The sequence below is a fragment of the Solitalea canadensis DSM 3403 genome, from assembly GCF_000242635.2.
Taxonomy (GTDB): Bacteria; Bacteroidota; Bacteroidia; order Sphingobacteriales; family Sphingobacteriaceae; genus Solitalea; species Solitalea canadensis.
In genome coordinates, this window is sequence record NC_017770.1 from 4551737 (window position 1) to 4572999 (window position 21263).

19 protein-coding genes are annotated in these 21263 nt (G+C 38.1%); 5 read left to right on the plus strand and 14 right to left on the minus strand.

Annotation, left to right across the window (positions count from 1 at the left end; all coding sequences use genetic code 11):
* Positions 1–115: 115 nt before the first annotated feature.
* From rplS to SOLCA_RS19155, 7 genes are all read right to left on the minus strand, one after another.
* Positions 116–463 carry a 50S ribosomal protein L19 gene (rplS, locus tag SOLCA_RS19125; RefSeq protein WP_014682123.1) on the minus strand — a complete coding sequence of 116 codons (348 nt, stop codon included), beginning with the start codon at positions 461–463 and terminating at the stop codon, positions 116–118.
* Positions 464–660: 197 nt separating this feature from the next.
* The gene (locus SOLCA_RS19130) at positions 661–1239 is read right to left on the minus strand and encodes an NAD(P)H-dependent oxidoreductase (RefSeq protein ID WP_014682124.1); all 579 of its coding nucleotides are present in this window, start codon (positions 1237–1239) and stop codon (positions 661–663) included.
* Between the two features lie 64 nt (positions 1240–1303).
* Positions 1304–1894 carry a Crp/Fnr family transcriptional regulator gene (locus tag SOLCA_RS19135; protein ID WP_014682125.1) on the minus strand — a complete coding sequence of 197 codons (591 nt, stop codon included), beginning with the start codon at positions 1892–1894 and terminating at the stop codon, positions 1304–1306.
* The gene (gene trmD / locus SOLCA_RS19140; protein ID WP_014682126.1) at positions 1894–2571 is read right to left on the minus strand and encodes a tRNA (guanosine(37)-N1)-methyltransferase TrmD; all 678 of its coding nucleotides are present in this window, start codon (positions 2569–2571) and stop codon (positions 1894–1896) included. The genes SOLCA_RS19135 and trmD overlap by 1 nt, the downstream gene beginning before the upstream one ends.
* A gap of 149 nt (positions 2572–2720) precedes the next feature.
* A complete protein-coding gene (locus tag SOLCA_RS22550) occupies positions 2721–3344 on the minus strand; it encodes a carboxypeptidase-like regulatory domain-containing protein (RefSeq protein ID WP_014682127.1) in 624 nt (207 codons plus the stop codon).
* Positions 3345–3378: 34 nt separating this feature from the next.
* Positions 3379–3906: a ribosome maturation factor RimM gene (rimM, locus tag SOLCA_RS19150; RefSeq protein WP_014682128.1), complete on the minus strand. Its 528-nt coding sequence runs from the start codon at positions 3904–3906 to the stop codon at positions 3379–3381.
* Between the two features lie 88 nt (positions 3907–3994).
* Positions 3995–4531 (minus strand): 30S ribosomal protein S16, encoded by a 537-nt coding sequence (locus SOLCA_RS19155; RefSeq protein ID WP_014682129.1) that lies wholly within the window; start codon positions 4529–4531, stop codon positions 3995–3997.
* Between the two features lie 320 nt (positions 4532–4851).
* Between SOLCA_RS19155 and SOLCA_RS19160 the strand changes: the two genes are divergently transcribed.
* The gene (locus SOLCA_RS19160) at positions 4852–5376 is read left to right on the plus strand and encodes a 5' nucleotidase, NT5C type (protein ID WP_014682130.1); all 525 of its coding nucleotides are present in this window, start codon (positions 4852–4854) and stop codon (positions 5374–5376) included.
* Positions 5377–5440: 64 nt separating this feature from the next.
* Here the strand turns inward: SOLCA_RS19160 and SOLCA_RS19165 are convergent, their stop codons facing one another.
* On the minus strand, positions 5441–7729 hold the full coding sequence (locus tag SOLCA_RS19165) for a glycosyl hydrolase family 95 catalytic domain-containing protein (protein ID WP_014682131.1): 2289 nt from the start codon (positions 7727–7729) through the stop codon (positions 5441–5443).
* Positions 7730–7927: 198 nt separating this feature from the next.
* On the opposite strand from SOLCA_RS19165, the gene SOLCA_RS19170 reads away from it, so the two are divergent.
* Positions 7928–8401 carry a ribonuclease H-like YkuK family protein gene (locus tag SOLCA_RS19170; RefSeq protein WP_014682132.1) on the plus strand — a complete coding sequence of 158 codons (474 nt, stop codon included), beginning with the start codon at positions 7928–7930 and terminating at the stop codon, positions 8399–8401.
* A gap of 61 nt (positions 8402–8462) precedes the next feature.
* Here the strand turns inward: SOLCA_RS19170 and SOLCA_RS19175 are convergent, their stop codons facing one another.
* Positions 8463–9197: a DUF4198 domain-containing protein gene (locus tag SOLCA_RS19175; RefSeq protein WP_014682133.1), complete on the minus strand. Its 735-nt coding sequence runs from the start codon at positions 9195–9197 to the stop codon at positions 8463–8465.
* Between the two features lie 130 nt (positions 9198–9327).
* Between SOLCA_RS19175 and SOLCA_RS19180 the strand changes: the two genes are divergently transcribed.
* Complete coding sequence (locus SOLCA_RS19180) at positions 9328–10062, plus strand: hypothetical protein (protein ID WP_157604606.1); 735 nt, start codon at positions 9328–9330, stop codon at positions 10060–10062.
* Positions 10063–10148: 86 nt separating this feature from the next.
* On the opposite strand, the gene htpG is transcribed toward SOLCA_RS19180, so the two are convergent.
* Positions 10149–12014 carry a molecular chaperone HtpG gene (gene htpG / locus SOLCA_RS19185; RefSeq protein WP_014682135.1) on the minus strand — a complete coding sequence of 622 codons (1866 nt, stop codon included), beginning with the start codon at positions 12012–12014 and terminating at the stop codon, positions 10149–10151.
* Between the two features lie 38 nt (positions 12015–12052).
* The gene (locus SOLCA_RS19190) at positions 12053–13099 is read right to left on the minus strand and encodes a D-glucuronyl C5-epimerase (protein WP_014682136.1); all 1047 of its coding nucleotides are present in this window, start codon (positions 13097–13099) and stop codon (positions 12053–12055) included.
* A gap of 166 nt (positions 13100–13265) precedes the next feature.
* Here SOLCA_RS19190 and SOLCA_RS19195 point away from each other — a divergent pair, with 166 nt between their 5' ends.
* Positions 13266–15062 (plus strand): hypothetical protein, encoded by a 1797-nt coding sequence (locus tag SOLCA_RS19195; RefSeq protein ID WP_014682137.1) that lies wholly within the window; start codon positions 13266–13268, stop codon positions 15060–15062.
* Positions 15063–15265: 203 nt separating this feature from the next.
* Here SOLCA_RS19195 and SOLCA_RS19200 read toward each other — a convergent pair whose 3' ends face one another.
* The 3 genes from SOLCA_RS19200 to SOLCA_RS19210 form a co-directional block, all read right to left on the minus strand.
* Entirely contained in the window at positions 15266–16201 is a 936-nt protein-coding gene (locus SOLCA_RS19200) for a TIGR01212 family radical SAM protein (RefSeq protein WP_014682138.1), read from the minus strand.
* Between the two features lie 90 nt (positions 16202–16291).
* Positions 16292–17071 (minus strand): SDR family NAD(P)-dependent oxidoreductase, encoded by a 780-nt coding sequence (locus SOLCA_RS19205; protein ID WP_042481701.1) that lies wholly within the window; start codon positions 17069–17071, stop codon positions 16292–16294.
* A 103-nt stretch (positions 17072–17174) separates the two neighbouring features.
* Entirely contained in the window at positions 17175–17678 is a 504-nt protein-coding gene (locus SOLCA_RS19210) for a hypothetical protein (RefSeq protein ID WP_014682140.1), read from the minus strand.
* 163 nt (positions 17679–17841) lie between these two features.
* Here SOLCA_RS19210 and SOLCA_RS19215 point away from each other — a divergent pair, with 163 nt between their 5' ends.
* Positions 17842–21222, plus strand: coding sequence for a methylmalonyl-CoA mutase family protein (locus SOLCA_RS19215; RefSeq protein ID WP_014682141.1), 3381 nt, complete (start codon positions 17842–17844; stop codon positions 21220–21222).
* Positions 21223–21263 lie beyond the last annotated feature (41 nt).

Here is a 21263-nt window from a genome sequence, read left to right on the forward strand (position 1 = left end):
TGTCCCGAAAAACTCAAACGGTAAAAGCTAACCGCTTGTTGTAAATGAATGGCGGATGCTAACAAAAAACCCCCTTAGTTGTCTAAGAGGGTTAAAACGTATGTTATGAAAACAATTAAGATCTTTTTTCTTTGATACGTGCTTTCTTACCGGTCAGACCACGTAAGTAGAATAATTTAGCACGACGTACAGCACCGCGGCTATTAACTTCAATTTTCTCGATATTAGGCGAGTTTACAGGGAAAATACGCTCAACACCAATTGAGTTAGAAACTTTACGAACTGTAAAGGTTTCAGTAGCACCCTGGCTGTTACGTTGGATAACAACACCTTGGTATAACTGAATACGCTCTTTGTTACCTTCTCTAATTTTATAGTGTACAGTTACAGTATCACCTGCTTTGAACGAAGGGATTTCTTTCTTCGCTATACTTTGCTCTTCAACAAATTTTACTAAATCCATCTTATTAAGGTCTTTAAACGAATTTTAGTCGTTTAAAATTCGGATTGCAAGTATAGAGAAATTATTTTAAATATGAAAGTGAATTTTCAAAAAGATATTTTTCCACATCTGCCCATTGTTAAATACAGGATAATATGACTATAAATTAGTCGTTTAAGGCAGGTTTTAATAGTCGTGATTAAATGTTGATAAACTTTTTATTTAAGGCCTAACCCCAGATTATAAACTTTGCTTAACCATTTTATTCGCTGACTATCGGTTGATTTTTTTACTATCGCTATAATAGTAGATTTTACTGGGCTGATTCCGCAGAATTCCAGCACGTTTTTTTGGAAGGAATAAATGCCCGCATTTCTATAAACCAGTTTGTAATACCACGAAGGTGTATCCATGGTGGTGATAATACGAGCAGTTTTTTGAGTTAACAGCTTATCCCAGAACAAACTGTTTTCACGATACTTGAATGCAAATCCCGGAAGGAATACACGATCTAGAAACCCTTTTAACAGAGCTGGAAATGTGCCCCACCAGGTCGGATAAATAAATACCAGGTGTGAGGCTTCACTTATTAACTGTTGCGCCTCTTTAAGATAAGGCTCCAATTCTGTTCTTTTTCGATAACCAAATGCAAGTACCGGTGAGAATAATTGATCAGAAAGATGCAGGGTTGTTGTTGTTGCCCCTGCTTTTTCAGCGCCTTTTGCATAATTAGCTGCTAATGCTGTGCAAAAACTTTCCGAATCGGGATGGCCATTAATAATGAGAACTTTTTTCATGATGATTTTGTCAAAATAGTAAAACAAAGCTATGATGACCCAGAACTAAAAAAGTTACCCTATGTTAAGAAACAGCAGTCTTGACGAGATTCTTGCGGATACGACTAAGGCTTTCAGGAGTTATGCCTAAATAGGAAGCGATGTATTTTTGAGGAATTCTTTGGAGTAAGTCAGGTTGAGTGCCTATTAATTGAAGATATCGGTCTGTGGCAGAGTCTGAACGTAACGAACGGTCTCTTTCTTCTTTGGCTAAATATAGACCTTCAAGCGATAACCTTCCAAGGCGTTCTGCATTTTTCGAACGATCATACAAAAAATCAAGATTAGACTTACTAATGTACATCACCTCGCTTGTTTCAAGTGTTTGTATGGAATAGGAAGATGGTGCTTGAGAAAGCAGGGAAGCACAAGAAGTTACAAACGAATTTTCAAAAGTAAACATTGTGTCCACCTCTTCTCCATCCTTTTCATAGAATAGTCTCACTGCTCCGGATGCAATCCACCACATATTCCTCTCAATCTCTCCAGCTCTTAACAAATAGTCTTTTTTGTCGAAATGCTTACTTCTTACAATAGTAGACATTAACGCTTGCTCTTCAGTGGGAAAGCCAATTCCATATTTGTTGAATATCGCTGTAAAGAGAGAGTGTGTCATTATTCATCCAATAAATCAGGGCGGCGAGCTCTCGTACGTTCCAAGGATTGCTCATATCGCCATTTTTCAATCGCCGGAGTATTTCCGCTTGTTAATATATCGGGCACTTTCCATCCTCTGAATTCGGCGGGGCGTGTATATACAGGCGCATCCAATAAATCACCTTGAAACGAATCCGACAGGGCCGATGTTTCATCTGAAAGTACACCAGGTATTAAACGAATAACGGCATCAACCAATATGGCAGCAGGCAACTCTCCGCCAGACAGGACGTAATCGCCAATTGAAATTTCCCTGGTTACAAAATGTTCTCTGATGCGATTGTCGATCCCTTTATAATGTCCGCAAAGAATGATAAGATTCTTTTGAGTAGAAAGCTGATTGCAAATCCCTTGGTTTAAAACCTCACCATCTGGGGTCATAAATATTATTTCGTCGTACTCACGGTCGGATTGAAGCTTCTCGATGCATAATACAAAAGGTTCAACCATCATAACCATTCCTGACCCTCCCCCATATGGATAGTCATCAACCGACTGATGCTTGTTGGTTGAGTAATCGCGCAGGTTATGAACAACGATCTCGGCAATCCCTTTACTTTGCGCACGTTTTAAAATTGAATGAGCAAAGGGACTGTCGAGTAACTGTGGCAGAACGGTAATAATATCAATTCGCATGGCGCAAAGATAGGGGAACAATTTGGGAATATGAGAATTTGCAAAATTTGGGAAGTTTCTTAACTAAGAAAGGTTCCGCTTTTAACGGAACCCTTTTTTTATACTATTATGAATTTTCAAATTTTCACATCTTCCAATTCCCAAATTATTTACTGCATTTTCGGAATTTCTTCTCCATCCTTTTCCGCTTTCTCTACGCGTTTTTTATGTTTTTTCTTGTCGGAGGCGTTTTTGATAAATGGTATTTCCTTTAAAACCTCACTTGGACTTATTCTTATTCCTACCGGAGGCGGAAGCTTAAGTTCTTCTTCGGTTGGAACTATTTTCGGATTAACTTTATATGCATAAGCATTCTCAGGGATCTCAAGTTCAAGGAACGCCCGTTTAAAGTTCTCCTTGGTGAGTCCATAAACAGTTACGCCTTTCAGCGTATAAATCTGAGGACGCATGCGGATATTCATAAATAACTTGCCGGAAGGAACATCGTCTTGCAGGTAAAATTCAAAATTCCCATAACCTAATGCGGAAAATACCAACGTATCTGATTTATACATTGGAATGGAAAAGTATCCATTAACATCACTCACAGTTCCTCTTCTTGAGTTTTTTACCCGAATGTTTACAAAAGGTACTTTTTCATTAATAGAGTCGGCAGAGTAAATAGTACCCGAAAACTGAACAACTTGCTGCTTAGGTTGATCTTGGGCATAGAGCGCAGGTGCGGCCAGCACCAGTAATAACAATGCACACAGATATCGCAATTTTTTAGCCATGCTTAAATTTATCGTTTCTTATCGATTTTTAAAACTATTTGCTTAGATAAATGTCGAGCAAACCGTCGGGCATAGATACTATTATTTTTTTGTTTTTAACATCGATACTCTTAATGATGTCTTCATTTAGTGGTAAAAGTACCTCTGCATCATTAACTAAAATTGCGGCAACAAATTGTTTAGGGTATTCAAATACTTCAAAAATTTCGCCTAAATCACCTTCTTTTTCATCTGAAACAAAAAAGCCGACAAGGTCTTTGTAAGTTAGGTCGCCGGTTTTGCGTTTAGGACGAAGCTTTTTAGGAATTAAAACTCTTTGACCAACCAGGGTTTTGGCCTCTTCAATAGAGTTCACATCCTCAAAGCAGAAATAGGCAACACTTTTTTGAATGCGCATGTTTTCAATAAAGTACGGAACCGCTTTGTTGTTGATTTCAAGAAACAATGTGCCATTACTAAAGTAGTTGTCAATCACATCTTCCTCTAAATAAACCTGTACTTCCCCCTTTAATCCCTGGGTTTTAGAAATGTATCCTATTGAAAAAAGATCTTCTGGTTTCATATTATTAACACGTAATAAATGTATTGGATGTAAATAAAAATAGCGAGACCAAAGCCTCGCTATTTTATAAAATGTTTTGAAGTGATGCTTATTCAGCAGCAGCTTCGTTGTTTTCTTCAGTTGCAGGAGCTTCAGCTTCTTCAGCAGCAGGAGCCTCTTCAGCAACTGGTGCATTTTTAGCAGCGATAGCAGCAGCTTTTTGCTCTTTTAATTTTACTTCTTCAGCGAAGCGAACTTTTGCTATTTCAGCAGCAGAGTTAGCTAGGCCAGTTTTTTTAGCGTTAATTTTGGTTTCTTTAGCTTCTAACCAAGCAGCGAATTTAGCATCAGCTTGTTCAGCAGTTAAAGCACCTTTAGTAACACCGCCTAAAAGGTGTTTTTTGTATAATACACCTTTGTAAGAAAGGATGCCACGAACAGTGTCAGTAGGCTGAGCACCGTTTTGTAACCATTGAACTCCTTTGTCTACGTTAAGGTCAATTGTAGCTGGGTTGGTGTTTGGGTTATAAGAACCAATTCTTTCAATAAATTTACCATCCCTCGGAGCACGTGAATCCGCCACCACAATGTGATAAAAAGCATTACCTTTTTTACCGTGTCTTTGCAATCTGATTTTTGCAGGCATTTTTTTAAAGTTTTAAAGTTTAAATCCCCTTTATCTCCGCTAAAGGGACCGCAAAAGTAAGAATTATTTTTCTTTCATTATATACTAACAGTAAAAAAATTAAGCATTTAAGAAAAAATGGAACAAAGCCACAAACCATTTCGAAATGTAATTGTATTTTTAAGTGAGCTACTTATGTACCTTTCTGCTGTAATTATCAGAACCTGATTTCTAAAATCAGTGCTTTTTATAAAGCTTTCGATTTAATAACCTAAATCTAACATGCCCTAAACAATAAAATTTTGTCGGTAGGGTTATATTTATAATACTAAAAATCAAATATGTTAAAATTAGCGATTGACATGGATGAAGTGATGGCCGACACATGGGCCAAATTCATTCATCGTTTTAAAGAAAGGGAAGGATTTGAAATTACCACTGAAATGCTCATTGGTAAAGAATTGAGTCAGGCCTTGCCTCACGAATTAACTCCAAAAGTTAAAGAATGGATCAATGAAAAAGGATTTTTCAGGGATTTGCCTGTAATGAAAGATGCACAGGAAGTTGTTAAAGAGCTTAGCAAAAAATATGAAGTGTTTGTTGCAAGTGCAGCATCTGAGTTTAGAAACTCTTACGAGGATAAATATGATTGGTTAGAAGAGCACTTCCCGTTCATTGACTGGAGGCACATTGTTTTTTGTGGCGATAAATCAATTATTGGTGCAGATATTATGATTGACGACCGTATTCGCAATTTTGCTCAGTTTAAAGGACGTCCAATTTTATTTAGTTCGCCTCATAATCATTTTGTAACAGATTACGAACGTGTGAATACATGGGAAGAGGTAGCTGGGTTGCTATTATAAAATGCAAACGCTAAAAAGACAAAGGTGACACCGGTATCGATGCCACCTTTTTTTATTCCTGTAGTTACCAACTAAACGTTATTGTTTCTCCTTTCCTCGTTTCTACTTCAATTGTTTCTTTAGCGACTGATGGTATTTCTTTGGTTGTTTTCATCTTTTTATTAGATGGATTTTTGATCCGAAGCATCCCTCCTCGTTCTGAATGAACGTTCAGGTATCGAACTTCTCCGTTTCTCATCTCTGCTGAAATGAGAAATGCGCCCTGCGCTCTTAAATTGGTGAAGGATGCATTTTTCCAGTCTTTAGGCAATGCCGGAAAAAGTTGTATGGTTGGAGTATGGCTTTGAAGCAACATTTCCTGAAGGCCCGATGCAAAAGCAAAATTACCCTCCAGGGTAAAAGGCCTGTAAGTAAATTTTGAGAATCCTTTGCCAGACTGGTCTCCATTAACATGGAAACTATTTGACAGACAGAACGCCTTTGCAAATGTATTAAGGGCCGCCGCCGCTCCATCCCCGTTAAAAGCTCGGGCTTTTAAATTACCAAGCCAGGCAAAAGAATAACCTACCCAGTAATCAGAACCGAATTTGTCTAATTCAGCAATACTTGCATCTATGCGTTGTCTATCCTCTTTACTAGAGGAATAATCGATGACTCCCAAGGGGTAAATTGCCAATAAGTGAGAAAAGTGTCGGTGTGACTGGTCATAAGGTGAATTCGAGGTAACCATAAGACCTCCACTTTTTTGATTTATACTGAAATCGCCCCAGTCATTTAGTATACTGTTCCATTTTGTTGCTTCATCTGTGTAGTTAAGTGCCGTAGCCATCTCCCCGACAGATTTATACAACCAACGAATTAGGGCCAAGTCGTAGTTGGTGGTTTTATAAGACCATGCAGTAATATCATTGTCATTATATTCTGGACTAGAGGAGAGCGGTAATTTTCTTTTTCCGTTTTCGTCAAGTTGTGCTATAGCATCGAGGTGTATTGCTACTGCTTTAAGCCATGGATATGCTTTTTTCTTTAAGAAAACCTTATCTCCAGAGAATTTCCATTGCCAATAGAAATATTGGGATAACCAGGCCGAAGTGGTTGGAGACATAGCATACTGTGCCCATCCACCCATGGGGCTTCCGGTAAGCGTACTTACGCCGGGAACATTAAGGCCATTATTCTGATAAAACGTTTTGGTGTACTTTTCTGCCTCCCCTTTTGTGTTCCAAAGCCAATCGGTAAAGGCCGAGGCTTCTTGCAAATGATTGGAACTATAGGCAGGCCAATAACTCAACTGGGTATTTAAATCATGGTGAAAATCTCCTTTCCATGGAGGAAGTCCCCCATTGTCAGCTGTCCATACAGCTTGCAGGGTGATTGGTGGGGCTCCTTTTCTAGATACAGAGCCAAACTTGTACTGCTCCAAGTACCATTGTCGCTCTAATAGAGTATCCGGAATAGAGATAGCAGAGCTTTTCCAATAATCTGTCCACCATGTACCGTGTGTCTTTAAATCACTGCCAAAACTTCTTCGCATGGCTTGTTTCAATATCTTCGAAGCGGTTGCCCTTGTAGAATAAGGAGATCCTTGACTTATAATAGTCCAGCAGCCTTCCAGCGTGTCCTTGTCAGTATATTTCCACGTTACTGCAATATCGTAAGATAAATTTCCCCATGCTTGCTGATGATAAAGGATAAGGTTCTGTTTAGTTATTGGCATCCCCTTTTCATAACCAAGTCTGCTTAAGCTTTGACCACTTACAACGCTGGTGTTGTTTTTTGATAAACTAGTAGTTCCGTAGTTAGGCGCCTCAATAATTGGTTGAATCCCTTCAGGCAATGATTCAAATTTAAACCAGCCAATAGGAAGCGTTGCGTGTACAAATGTTTTAAGTTTAGTCCCGTTTTTCCATTGCACACTACAAATAGCAGAATCAATAGATAGATCAACACGCTCAACCTGTCCTAATAAGTTAATATCAAACTCAAGTGCGCCTGCAGGAATTTTTGAAGGACCAGGATAAGTGTCATAAGGCTCATCAAGCATTTTTTGAACAGGTCCATAGTCGCCGTTTTTAACCTGCTCACATACCCATTTATAATTAAAGTTGGGATTATTAAACTCATGGGTCGGCCTTAAGTCCCAAAGGTCGGCTCGGTCAAGTGAGAATCTAATCCGGTCAGCCTTTTGCCATATTAGTGCGCCAACCATTCCATTTCCGAGGGGAACGGCTTCATCCCAATGTGAAGCCAATCGATCAAAGTGCAAAGCATGTTTTTTTACCGTTTGATCCTGTGCAAATGCATTCCAGTTGTATAGAAAGCCAGTTAGTAAGCAGAATAATAGTTTTTTCAAGATAAACTTGTTAATAAGATGAAAAGCTAATCTTTTTCTTAAAGACGAACAAGGATGAATGAAGTACTAATTCCACAAGTGTTAATAAAACTTTAACATAACTTATTGGTTTTTAATAGTTAAAAAGCTATATCTTTATAAGACCTCAAAAAAGTTCATCATTCAGATAGAACGGGTCTGCACTAAAAATCTATAATTATGTCTTGGCGAAAATTTAACGGGGAGATTATTCATTTACCCATTCTCGATGAAGTTGAATACGCGATTGAGCGGGAGTCGTCACTAGGGTTTAAGTTAAAGGTTTGTGTGGGGACAGACTCTCAAGTGAAAGGAGAAACAATTGATTTTGCAACGGTAATTGTTTTTTTGCGTGAGCACCATGGCGGATTTATGTACATTCACCAGGAGCGCTCCATGAAAAAAATGGGAATCCGTGAGCGGATGTTAACCGAAGTTCAAAAATCAATAGATATTGCCTATGCACTGTGTCCTTTACTAGAATTACATGATGTGGATATGGAAGTTCATGCCGATATAAACACTAATCCACATTTTAAATCAAATATAGCCTTGCATGAGGCAATGGGTTATATTTTGAGCATGGGTTTTGTATTTAGGGCTAAGCCAGAAGCCTTTGCCAGTAGTAACTGTGCCAATAAAATTGTACAGTAACTAAAAACAAAAAACGAGATGCACTAATCGTGCACCCCGTTAAGCATACTTATTGTTCGTTTTATTCTGTTACTTTTAAAGTAGTTGACAGCTTATACCTGATCTGCTCGTATTTAACGGACTGATATTCTCCGGGAGTTTTGTTGCTGTAACTGTATTCAAGTACATAATTACCGGTCCAAAGAGGCTCTAAATAGAACTCTCCATATTCATTAGTGGTTACCTCTTTACTCCAGCCATTTGGAGCAACAATGGTTATCGTTTGTTTTACCTGAGGTTTGCCTTGAAACATCAACAGAAAACCAATATTCTCCTCTTGTTTTAATGAAGCCGAATGCAAAGGCTTGATATACATCTCGGAGGTTTTAGACCATGATTTTTTTTCAGTAAGATCATTATCAATTATAACGATTGAATTACAATAGGTATTGGGTTTTACAATTCCTAAGCCATGTTTACTCAGATCGGAAACCGGTCGTTCAGATTGGTCCAACCAAACAGTATAAACACCTTTTTTAGTTGGAATAAATTCAGCCATCATGCAATTGTCTCCTGAGATAAATTGCAAATCAATCACATTTCCATCGGAAGCTACAACCCAAGCCCTAAATGGTTTCATGTAGGCATATTTGTTAAAATCTTCTTTAAGTTTTTCAGAATATTCACCAAAGTATACTTTAACTATCTGTTTTTGTCCTACTTTAGTAGCGCCGGAAACCTCCATCCATAATGAATGAGCAAAGCTTAAGGCGGGGAGGTAAAATATTGCTATTAAGGCAATTAGAGCTTTTTTCATGAATAAATCGGTTTGAGATTAGCAATAATAGTGTTTTTTAATTTTATTTAATCTGATTAAAAACAGTATTTTTTTAAATAATATTCCTTTAACATAAGTTCCAAAAAAATCGATCATCTTAGAGGCGCTTATGAAAACGATCAAGAATGCTTTTTTTCTGATGTTTTCGCTCTCTATGACTTCCTGCACTTTAACTAAGTACTTTCCAAGTCCGGTAACATCCCCAATGTTAAGCGAGAAAGATGAAATTAGAATGACAGCAGGAATGCCTGGTTATATTTCTGTTGCATACTCTCCTGCGGAAAACGTGGGTATTTATGCTAGTTCTTTTTTTACCCGCGAAATGTTGATAAGCGAATCAAGGACTCAAAAAGGAGATCATTTTACTATGGAGTTTGCCGGAGGATATTATAAGAAAGATCCAGATAATGATGGGATAGTTGAAGTATATGGAGGGATAGGGGTTGGTAAGTTTAGCATTAAAGAAGAAGGCCTTGCGGGCAATTTTCGATTTAAAAGCCCAACTATGAAAATATTCATACATCCAAGTATCGGTTGGAAACGGAAAAAGTTTGAAGCAGCATTCAATTTTAGAATTACAGGCTTAAAGTTTGGTAATTATTCTACTAATTTTTCAAATGAAAGTATTGTTGAAAACAGACTGGAAGATTTAAACAGAGGAATGGATTTCTTTATTGAACCTGCCATAACATTGAGATTTGGGCTAAAGAATGTGAAATTTGATTACCAGTCAGGTGTGTCATTGCCATTTCGGAAGAGTCCATCCTATAGCTATTTGCCAGTATTAGGAACATTTGGGATTTCCGTTAATCTTACCAAAGACTTATTTAAAAAACAAGAGTAAATATTCTAAGACCGGGAATAACAGATATAAAAAAAGGATGGAGATTAGACCCCATCCTGTAAGAAAATAGTATCAATACTTAAGGATTATTCTGCAATTTCCAGTGAACGATGAATAAAGCCTGTTAATGCTTCTCCTTTTAGCATTCCTTGTGCAAGTAATGCCAAATCGTAAGCTTGTCGTGCTAATTGAGTTTGTTTATCTTCCGAAACTGTCAGTAATTTCTGAATTAAAGGATGGTTTCCATTCACCATAACCTTTTCAGCTCCAAAACCATTAAAGCCAAACATACCCCCATTTCCTCCGCTTAATTCTTGCATTTCCATCATTCGGCGCATAAACTCAGGACGAACAATGGTTACTGGCATTTCATCGCCACTCATTGCAGCAACTTCAAGATCCAGTTTATCGTTGTTGGTAGCCTTTTTAAAGATTTCATCAACTTGTTTCTTTTGGTCATCTGTTAATGCAACGTCTAATACTGTGTCGGTTTCAACCAATTTATCAACGGTGTCAGCATCAACACGTTTCATTCGAACTTTTTCAAACTTATATTCAACATTGCTGATAAAGTGATTATCGATCAATGAATCCATTTTCAACACATCCAGTCCGCGATTCTTTGCTGCACGGATAAAGATATCCTGTTGAGCCGGGTTTGAAGTATAAATTAAAGTGAAGTTACCATTTTTATCTACTTGATTATCCTTGATCTTTTCTTTGTACTCATCAAGCGTAAAAAATTTGCCCTCAAGTGTTTCGTACAAGCAGAATTTCTGTGCTTTTTCAAAGAATTTCTCATCAGTAACCATTCCGTATTTAACAAACAGTCCAATGCTTTCCCATTTTTGCTCAAATAATACTCTATCGCTTTTGAATAGTTCTTCTAAACGATCGGCAACTTTACGGGTTATGTAGTTGCTGATTTTTTTAACATTTGCGTCTGACTGTAAGTATGAACGAGAAACGTTTAATGGAATATCAGGTGAATCAATCACACCATGCATCAAACGCAAAAACTCAGGAACTATATTCTCTACATTGTCGGTAATAAATACCTGACGAGAGTACAGTTGGATTTTGTCTTTATGAAGCGTAATGTCATTTTTTACTTTAGGGAAATAGAGAATACCCGTAAGATTAAATGGATAATCAACCTTTAGGTGGATCCAGAATAATGGATCTTCAGCCATTGGGTATAACTCACGATAAAAATTGAGGTAATCTTCATCTTTTAACGATTGCGGATCACGAGTGTATAATGGCTGAACTGCATTAATAACATGATCTTTTTCGATTGTTTTTTCCTCTTCCCCTTCTTTTACTTTTTCAGCATCTTTACCGAAAACGATTGGGATTGGCATGAAGCGGCAATAGCGGTTTAGGATCTCGTTAATACGATGATCTTCTAAAAATTCTTCTGAATCGGTATTTAAATATAAAACAACGTCCGTTCCGCGTTCAGCTTTTTCAATCTCCTCTGTGCTAAATTCCGTTGAACCGTCGCACGTCCATTTAACAGCCTTAGCATCTTGATAAGACTTCGTAATTAACTCCACTTTCTCAGCAACCATAAATGCGGAGTAAAACCCGAGTCCGAACTTACCAATGATGGAAGTGGTATCAACATCTTTGAATTTCTCAACAAATTCAGTAGCTCCTGAAAATGCAACCTGATTAATGTATTTCATCACTTCGGCTTCGGTCATACCTAAACCTTTGTCAGAAATAGTAAGCGTTTTTTTGTCTTTGTCAACACTGATTTTAATCGTTAGGTCTCCCAGTTCTCCTTTAAAATCTCCAATTCCTGCAAGTTTTTGTAATTTCTGGGTAGCGTCAGTTGCATTTGCTACTAACTCGCGTAAAAAAATATCATGATCAGAGTAAAGAAATTTTTTAATAATAGGAAAGATGTTTTCCGTATTTACTGAAATCGATCCTTTTTGTGCCATATCTAATTAAATAAGTAAGTTTTTCGAATACTTCCTTATCAAGTTATATACCACATCGTCTGAGAGTGCAATTTTGTCAGTTTATTAAAATATCCTTTAAAATACTTTTTTGCTTTCTCATATACCAAAAACTTAATTGAGCGTAATCGGAAATCTGAATGCCTGGTGTATTCCAAAAAACGATTTGCTTTTTCAAGCATTATCGATGAATCAGCGATTGTCCCTAAAACATATAACTGCCAAATGTGCAATGAATGATAACCCATGCTGGCCAGATAATGGTTACCATCGTCACGAACTCCGTACCAGCTCCACCAACCACAATCAAATGAAGGAAGCGCATCCTCAATGCTCTTGACGCCTTTTTGATACAGATCATGTATGCTTTCGGACTTGGTAAGTTTAAATAAATCAAACAGTCCCAACATTGCATACATCATCCCATTAAGCACATGTAGGCAAGGAGGCTTCACAAACTCTTCGTACCATAATAAATGGTCAGTGCCATAGGTAGACACAACACCGTTAGCGTCAACATTCCTATAAAAGCAAGGAATACATTTTAGGGCCGCATCCAGGTACTTTAAATCATTTGTAGCTTCAAAACACCGGCAAAAAACACTGATTGCCTGGCCTTGGCTCATTGACGAAATTTCACCTACGTGTCCCTGGCCGAGAATCTCTTTCCGAAGGTTTACTTCGTTATTATAATGATCAGCGGTTCTTAAGAGGTAATCTGCTACATGTTTAACCTGTTCTAAATATTTTTCATCATTTGTTTCGTAATAAAGATTCCAGTTGCCGATTGCATATCCGCAAAGCCTTGTATTATTGTGAATAACATTTCCCCAAACAGGCTTCACAGGAAGGCCCTCCTTATCGGATAGCCAATAGTAACCATCTTTTACAATGGTTGCATAATCGAGAGGATATAAGCCAAGGGATGTTTCCTGATTTGAATAATTAGTTAAATCAAGATTAGGGGGAATACGCCAAAAAGCATTCACTCCTTTGAAAATTAAAGACGAGCGCTTAAAAATTTCAGACGTATGCCCCAGCGTAGATAGAATACGTTGAGAGAGCATTGGTTTTTAGTTTGGTTTTTGAGATAAAACGCTAAGATAAAGAAAGATATATTTTAAATCAACGCCTTTTTAACCAGACTGTTATAAACTATTTTTAATAAAAACCTGATAAAAATCATGTTTTCTGCAACTTGGTTTTAGTCCCTTTGTAGTTAAATTATTGAAAATGCAAACCAAGCCAATTCACAGCTTTCATATTCCGGTAATGGGCTTAGCCTACACCATTGATTCTCCTGTTAAAGTTGCCCGCTATGGTATTTCTTCTGTTGTGTCAATAATTGAAGACAGACTAATAGAAATGATGCGGGGTTATTATTATAACCAGATCAATGAACCTTATGAACCAATTGACGAAAAGCAAGCGGATTATAGGACCAAACGAATAACTGATTATCTGAATCTTCTAAACAAGATTGTTAAATCCCAATTTGAGGAACTCAGAAATTCGGCGTTTGAAAAAGGTTCTGAGTTAGTGAAATATTTTGAGATGTTACCTGATAACAGCTCATTGAAATCACTTTATGATAAGATGCTCACTACAAAGGACGAATTTGAGAAGCTGAATATTCAGGATAAGTTACGTCAACTGATTAAACCAGGAAGCATTGATGTAAATATTATGACCAAGCTTGATAAGAACAACTTTGATAAGCAAGGGAACATAATTGAGAACGGTTCTGATGCGCTCACTTCTTTACGCGCTTATGCAGAAAGTGACCTTCATGATTCATCTATTATTTTTTCCGCTGGGATGAACCCTCGTCTCTTTAATTATATTGATCAGTTCGAGGACTTTAAGCAACAGCCTGATGGATCTTTTAAAAAGAAGGTAATCATTAAAGTAAGTGATTTCAGATCAGCTTTGATCCAGGGGAAATATCTTGCTAAAAAAGGAATTTGGGTAAGCGAATTCAGAATTGAGTCTGGATTGAACTGTGGCGGACATGCATTTGCGACAGATGGCTTTTTATTAGGACCGATTCTGGAAGAGTTTAAGACCAGACGAAAAGAACTTATTGACAGCCTTTTTGATCTATATAGCAAAAGCGTAAAAGAAAATACTCCAACAGATATTCCTCCTGTGAGGATAACCGTTCAAGGCGGTATTGGAAATGCTCAAGAGCAAGAGTTTTTGCTTAACTATTATGAAGTAGACGCTACCGGTTGGGGTTCTCCATTTTTGTTAGTGCCAGAGGCAACCACGGTGGATGCTCATACTCTTGATCTGTTAGAAAAATCAAAAGAAGAAGACATAACATTAAGTCATAACTCTCCACTGGGCGTTCGATTTAATTATTTACGTCGTACAACTTCCGAAATTGAAAAATTGCAACGTATTGCCTTTAACAAACCGGGAAGTCCTTGTACTGAAAAGTTTTTACAGACCAATACTGAATTTACAGATAAACCAATCTGTACTGCTTCGATTGAGTATCAAAAGACGAAAATTGAAGAGATTAAAAATCAAGACCTTTCATTAGCCGAAAAGGAAAAACAGATTGAAGCCGTGCTTTCGAAGGAGTGCTTATGCATTGGGTTAAGCAATTCAGCTGCCCTGAATTATAATACGTTCTTTCTTAAAAATCTAACTGCAGTAACAATCTGTCCAGGACCGAACATTGCCTATTTTGATAAAAAAGTTTCATTGAAGGAAATGGTAGATCATATTTATGGTCGGATTGATTTGTTAGCTAATAAATATCGTCCAGACCTTTTCACCAAAGAGCTTCAACTATATGTTGACTATTTTAAAGAGCAGGTTGATGAGCTTACCGAAAGTTTCCAGGAGAAAAAGCAGAAATATGTAGTTGAATTCAAAAAGAATCTGGAGGAAGGCATCGATTATTACAAAAAATTAGCACCAGCCCTTTCTGAATACAAAATCGGGAACAAGTTTGAAGAAGGCTTGAAAAATGCAGAAAAACAGCTGCAAAAGTTATTCAGTAAAGAATTATCAGTCTAAATTGTCATAAATAAAGCCAACGGTGGTAAGCAATTACCGCCGTTTTTGTTTTTTGGGTATAACAGATTTTAGTGATTTTAATTGATCAATTTATAATTGTTAAACAAGATTGAATCAGCTAAAATTATTTCAATCGATTGCTCCATAAATAGCAATAAATAGCCAACTCGCAATCAACAATTTGCAACTCGCAATTATGCGCGTTACAACGCGCTGCCCTGCACCACCCCTCTCTTTTCTAAATAATTCTCGAAGTAAGTCTGAATGCCTGATTTGTTCATCCCCCACTCCGGAGCAATAAGAAACTCACGGTCGGAGATGCCAAATAAACGCTGAATAACAATATCTGGACGAAGGCGTGGGATTAGCTGACAAAGAAACTCCGCATATTCTTCCATGGTGAACAGTTTGAACGGTTCTCTTTTGTATTTAACACCCATAATGGAGCCTTCAACAATATATAAATGGTGGAGTTTAACAAATTTGATCTGCGGATGGCGATTGATTTCATCGGCATAGGCTAACATCATTTCATGCGTTTCGCCAGGCAATCCAAAGATGGAGTGAACACAAACATCCAGTTTGGAACTGGTGAGCAACCCTAGCACATCAACAAGTTCTGCATGTGTACACCCACGGTTTAGTTGCGCCAATGTTTCTTCATAAATGGATTCCATACCCATTTCTAAATCTACATCCACATGATTGGTATAACTTTCGAGCAAGGCAATTTTTTCAGCATCAATACAATCAGCACGAGTTCCTACAGACAAACCCACAATATCCGAAGTGTTTATCGATAATGCCTCATCATACATCGATTTCAGGTAATGCGTAGGAGCATAGGTATTGGTATTGGGCTGAAAGTAGATAATAAATTTATCTGCTCTGTACATGTGGCGAGCGCGTTCCATTCCCAATGAGATCTGATCACGCATGTTCGGAAGTGCACGAGTAAGTTCAGGAGTGAAAGAATCTACGTTACAATAGGTACATCCTCCATAGCCTTTACTCCCGTCTCTGTTCGGACAAGTAAATCCTCCGTCCACAATCACCTTAAAAACACGCTGACCGTTATATTTTTCTCTCAGCCAAGCGCCGTAATTATTATATGTAGTTATCCCTGAATCTGTTGACATCGGGGCAAAGGTAAGAAAAAAAGGCTGTACCCAGTGGTTACAATGGGGAAATGCTGGTATAGGGTATATGATTAATGATAAAAAACGAGTTTAAGCACGTTCTTTTGTCAATGTAGCTGGTTGAGTAATATTTTTTCTGAATAGGCGTCTAGTATTTAACCACAATCTGTTCATAAATCCATTTACAGCAACTGTTTTACCTTCGATCATTGAATGGAAGCCAAACTCTGCCACTTCCCAATCTTTTGGTAGTTTTCTGCCTCGCAACAACTTATTTACTTCTATTTCTGCGAGATGCTGTAAACCTGATTGTTGAGGGTCGGGGCAAAGAGCTGTAACGGTGATACCACTATTCTTCAATTCATTGGCTATGGCTTCCGAAAATGATAGCACAAATGCTTTTGTGGCATAATAAACCGCCATGCTTGGTCCTGGTTGAAAAGCAGCAGTGGAGGCAACATTTAATACCCTGCCTTTACCATGAATTACCATGTCATTTACAAAAAGCTTTGTTAACTGAACAAGGCTGACCACATTTAAATTGATCATCTCTCGTTCTTTCTCCCAATCAGTTTCATGAAAAAAGCCATAATCACCAACGCCGGCGCTGTTTATCAAATAATCGATCCGAAAGCCGTCTTTAATAATATCATTGTAAACAACAAAGGGAGCGTTAGTTTTACTAAGATCAAAAGGGATAAACTTTACCCGAACTCCATATCGCTGATAAAGATCGAGGGCAAGATCCATCAAGAGGTCTTCGTTCTTATCGATGAGAACCAAGTCGACTCGGTTTCTAGCCATAATTCTTGAAAAGTAATAACCAATGCCTTGGGTGGCACCTGTTATTAAAGCGGTACGTTTATTCATGAGAGAGCTTTTTCTTGAATTTACCATTTTTTAGGTATAAAGACACAAAAAATAAGACAAGAAGAATACCACTGTTATAAAAAAGGTAATGGAAGGATATTTTCTAATTTTTCTGAATGAATTCTTTAATAAGGTTTGTATACTTATTCGCTCTGCGCCCTGCAAACTGATCACTCGCAAATAGAATCAACGCCTGAAAAAAGAGTCCTGCTCCTACTCCAAGCCAGACATTTTGCTTCCCATAATTTAACCAGATCAAGACAATGGATGCAATGAATAAGGCAAGTTCGACATTTCTATAAACAACAAAGTTCTTATTCACCCTTTCCATGCGTGGTAATTCTTTGTTTTTGAAATAGTCAGGGTTCATGTCATAGCTATAAATCACATCACTTACTTGTTTGTCGGTTCTTGAATATACGGAATAGCCTACCATCAACTGAATGACACCAAAGACAACCAAAGGAAAACCGACACCTATGTAGGTTTTTGACTTTAGAAAGAAAAAAGCGATTCCGGCTATAATGGTTAATATGCCGATTATCATAAAAACTAATGTGGCCGATTTTTCTGCTTCAAAGTATGATCGAATATCCTGATGTGTCATAAAGAGTTGTTTTCAGTAGTTGCTTATGCTAAAGCCGTAAGTCATAAGTTAAAAATGTGACATTTAAATCTACCAAAACATTGGTACATATTATAATACATACCCTTTGAGATGAAGCAGGGCTGAAAAAATTGTCTAAATTTGACCATTCAATAAACCGATGATGGATACAGTAGAAGTTTATAAACCTAAAAACAAGATTCGTTTTGTTACGGCGGCAGCTTTGTTCGACGGGCACGATGCCTCGATAAATATTATGCGCCGTATCTTACAATCGTCAGGAGCTGAAGTAATTCATCTTGGGCACAACCGCTCGGTTGAAGAAGTTGTGAATTGCGCGATCCAGGAAGATGTACAAGGTATTGCCATGACCAGCTACCAAGGTGGCCACGTGGAGTACTTTAAATACATGTATGATCTGTTGAAAGAAAGAGGCGCCGGACATATCAAACTATTTGGTGGTGGTGGAGGCGTTATTCTTCCAGAAGAAATCGACGAACTTCACACCTATGGTATTAACCGGATTTTTTCTCCTGATGATGGTCGTACAATGGGTTTACAGGGAATGATCAATTTCTTGCTTGAGCAATGTGATTTTCCTGTTAAAACCGCATTAAACGGAGAAGTTAAAGGCATTGGAAAGAAAGAGGTAACATCTATTGCCCACGCTATTTCTGTGGCAGAAAACTTTCCGGAAGAAGCTGATAATTTCTTAAAAGAGGTAAAAAAATTAATCGGACAACATAAGATACCTGTTTTGGGTATTACCGGTACTGGTGGTGCAGGTAAATCATCCCTTGTGGATGAATTGGTACGCCGTTACTTGTTAGAAACGGATAAAACCATTGCCATTATTTCTGTTGATCCTTCAAAACGTAAAACCGGAGGAGCATTACTAGGTGATCGTATCCGCATGAACGCAATTAATAACCCACGAGTTTACATGCGTTCATTAGCTACTCGACAAGCGAATCTTGCCTTGTCTAAATATGTGCAGGAAGCAATTGACATTTGTAAGGCGGCGTCTTATGATTTGATTATTGTTGAAACTTCAGGTATTGGCCAGTCGGATACTGAGATTACAGAACACTGTGATGTATCATTATACGTTATGACGCCGGAATTTGGTGCGGCAACCCAGTTGGAGAAGATCGATATGTTGGATTTTGCCGACCTTGTAGCCATCAACAAATTTGATAAACGTGGCGCATTGGATGCTATCCGTGATGTAAAAAAGCAATACAAGCGTAACCATAATTTATGGGATGCCAATGATGATACGTTGCCAATTTTCGGAACCATTGCTTCTCAGTTTAATGATCCGGGGATGAACAATCTGTTCATGGCATTGATGGCGAAGATTAAGGAAAGAACCGGCGTTGATTTTCAGGCTCATTATGAACTAACCCCCGAAGTTTCTGAGAAGGTTTACATCATTCCACCAGATAGAAATCGCTACCTGGCTGAAATTGTAGAAAACAACCATGAATATAAAAGCTGGGTTAACGAACAATGCGTTATTGCTCAGAAAATGTTTCAGTTGAAGGGTACGATCGATTTGTTGAAAGCGCCCAATTCTACCGATCTGGCAGCGGAATCAATAGCACAACTTGAAGGACTTTACAATCATTTGGAAGATAATCTTGCAGGTGAATGTAAGCGTTTGTTGCGTGAATGGCCGGAAACGGTAAAAAAATACAAAGAAGATAACTTTATCTATAAAGTTCGTGATAAAGAGATTAAACAAGCACTGTATTACGAATCGTTATCGAAGCTTCGTATTCCTAAAATCTCTTTGCCAAAATATGAGGCTTGGGGTGATATATTGCGTTGGTTGCTGACCGAAAATGTTCCGGGAGAGTTTCCATATGCAGCCGGCGTGTTTCCACTGAAACGAGAAGGCGAAGATCCAACTCGTATGTTTGCTGGAGAAGGTGGTCCGGAGAGAACCAACAAGCGTTTCCATTATGTTTCATTGGGTCAACCGGCACATCGTTTATCGACTGCATTTGATTCAGTTACACTATATGGCGAAGATCCTCACGTTCGTCCGGATATCTATGGAAAAATAGGTAATTCAGGGGTTTCAATTGCGACGCTTGATGACTGCAAAAAACTGTATTCAGGTTTTGATCTTTGTCATCCGAGCACCTCTGTTTCTATGACCATTAATGGCCCTGCTCCAATGCTGTTAGGCTTTTTTATGAACACGGCTATCGATCAGCAATGTGAAAAATATATTCACCAGCATGGATTGGTTAAGGAGGTAAAAGCTAAGATCGATGAGATCTATAAAAAGAAAGGCTTGGAAAAACCTACGTACAATGGTGAACTTCCCGAGGGTAACAATGGGTTGGGTTTAATGCTGTTGGGTGTTACGGGAGATGAGGTATTGCCGGCCGATGTGTATGAAAAAATAAAAGCACATGCTATTGCGACGGTTCGCGGGACAGTACAGGCCGATATTTTGAAAGAAGACCAGGCGCAGAATACTTGTATTTTCTCAACTGAATTTGCTTTGAGAATGATGGGAGATATTCAACAGTACTTTATTGACGAGAAGGTTCGCAATTTTTATTCAGTATCAATTTCAGGGTATCACATTGCAGAAGCTGGTGCCAACCCGATTTCTCAGCTTGCATTTACATTAGCGAACGGATTCACGTTTGTTGAATATTACCTAAGCCGGGGAATGCATATTGATGAGTTTGCGCCAAATCTTTCGTTCTTCTTCTCCAATGGCATCGATCCGGAATATTCTGTTATTGGTCGTGTTGCCAGAAGAATTTGGGCCAAAGCGATCAAAAATAAATACAAAGGAAATGATCGTTCACAAAAGTTGAAGTATCATATTCAAACCTCTGGCCGCTCATTGCATGCGCAGGAAATTGATTTTAACGATATCAGAACTACATTACAGGCGTTATATGCAATTTACGACAACTGTAATTCTTTGCATACGAATGCATATGATGAAGCGATCACCACTCCAACAGAAGAATCTGTTCGTCGGGCAATGGCTATCCAGCTTATCATTAACCGCGAATTGGGATTAGCTAAGAATGAAAATCCAATTCAAGGTGCGTTTATTATTGAAGAACTGACTGATCTGGTAGAAGAAGCGGTATTGACGGAATTCAAACGGATAAATGATAGAGGTGGTGTTTTAGGAGCGATGGAAACTATGTATCAACGCAGCAAAATACAGGAAGAATCATTGTATTACGAAACGTTGAAACATACTGGTGCCTATCCGATTATTGGGGTTAACACCTTCTTAAATAGTAAAGGATCGCCTACGGTTGTTCCGCAAGAAGTTATTCGCGCAACTGAAGATGAAAAACAGTATCAGATTGCCGCACTTCATGCTTTTCAAAAACGCAACGACGCCCAAAGTGTTCAACTATTGAAAGAGTTGCAACAAGCAGCAATTCACAATGAGAATATTTTTGATAAACTGATGGAGGTATCGAAATGCTGTTCTTTAGGACAGATTTCTGCTGCACTTTATCAGGTGGGCGGACAGTACAGAAGAAATATGTAGTATTTTCGAAAATATAATGAAATGAGAAGGGCCTGCAAAAC

What these genes read in the sequence shown, in the direction of transcription:
- rplS (WP_014682123.1), bottom strand. Translation starts at nt 463, where the DNA reads ATGGATTTAGTAAAATTTGTTGAAGAGCAAAGTATAGCGAAGAAAGAA.
- SOLCA_RS19130 (WP_014682124.1), bottom strand. Translation starts at nt 1,239, where the DNA reads ATGAAAAAAGTTCTCATTATTAATGGCCATCCCGATTCGGAAAGTTTT.
- SOLCA_RS19135 (WP_014682125.1), bottom strand. Translation starts at nt 1,894, where the DNA reads ATGACACACTCTCTCTTTACAGCGATATTCAACAAATATGGAATTGGC.
- trmD (WP_014682126.1), bottom strand. Translation starts at nt 2,571, where the DNA reads ATGCGAATTGATATTATTACCGTTCTGCCACAGTTACTCGACAGTCCC.
- SOLCA_RS22550 (WP_014682127.1), bottom strand. Translation starts at nt 3,344, where the DNA reads ATGGCTAAAAAATTGCGATATCTGTGTGCATTGTTATTACTGGTGCTG.
- rimM (WP_014682128.1), bottom strand. Translation starts at nt 3,906, where the DNA reads ATGAAACCAGAAGATCTTTTTTCAATAGGATACATTTCTAAAACCCAG.
- SOLCA_RS19155 (WP_014682129.1), bottom strand. Translation starts at nt 4,531, where the DNA reads ATGCCTGCAAAAATCAGATTGCAAAGACACGGTAAAAAAGGTAATGCT.
- SOLCA_RS19160 (WP_014682130.1), top strand. Translation starts at nt 4,852, where the DNA reads ATGTTAAAATTAGCGATTGACATGGATGAAGTGATGGCCGACACATGG.
- SOLCA_RS19170 (WP_014682132.1), top strand. Translation starts at nt 7,928, where the DNA reads ATGTCTTGGCGAAAATTTAACGGGGAGATTATTCATTTACCCATTCTC.
- SOLCA_RS19175 (WP_014682133.1), bottom strand. Translation starts at nt 9,197, where the DNA reads ATGAAAAAAGCTCTAATTGCCTTAATAGCAATATTTTACCTCCCCGCC.
- SOLCA_RS19180 (WP_157604606.1), top strand. Translation starts at nt 9,328, where the DNA reads ATGAAAACGATCAAGAATGCTTTTTTTCTGATGTTTTCGCTCTCTATG.
- htpG (WP_014682135.1), bottom strand. Translation starts at nt 12,014, where the DNA reads ATGGCACAAAAAGGATCGATTTCAGTAAATACGGAAAACATCTTTCCT.
- SOLCA_RS19190 (WP_014682136.1), bottom strand. Translation starts at nt 13,099, where the DNA reads ATGCTCTCTCAACGTATTCTATCTACGCTGGGGCATACGTCTGAAATT.
- SOLCA_RS19195 (WP_014682137.1), top strand. Translation starts at nt 13,266, where the DNA reads ATGCAAACCAAGCCAATTCACAGCTTTCATATTCCGGTAATGGGCTTA.
- SOLCA_RS19200 (WP_014682138.1), bottom strand. Translation starts at nt 16,201, where the DNA reads ATGTCAACAGATTCAGGGATAACTACATATAATAATTACGGCGCTTGG.
- SOLCA_RS19205 (WP_042481701.1), bottom strand. Translation starts at nt 17,071, where the DNA reads ATGAATAAACGTACCGCTTTAATAACAGGTGCCACCCAAGGCATTGGT.
- SOLCA_RS19210 (WP_014682140.1), bottom strand. Translation starts at nt 17,678, where the DNA reads ATGACACATCAGGATATTCGATCATACTTTGAAGCAGAAAAATCGGCC.
- SOLCA_RS19215 (WP_014682141.1), top strand. Translation starts at nt 17,842, where the DNA reads ATGGATACAGTAGAAGTTTATAAACCTAAAAACAAGATTCGTTTTGTT.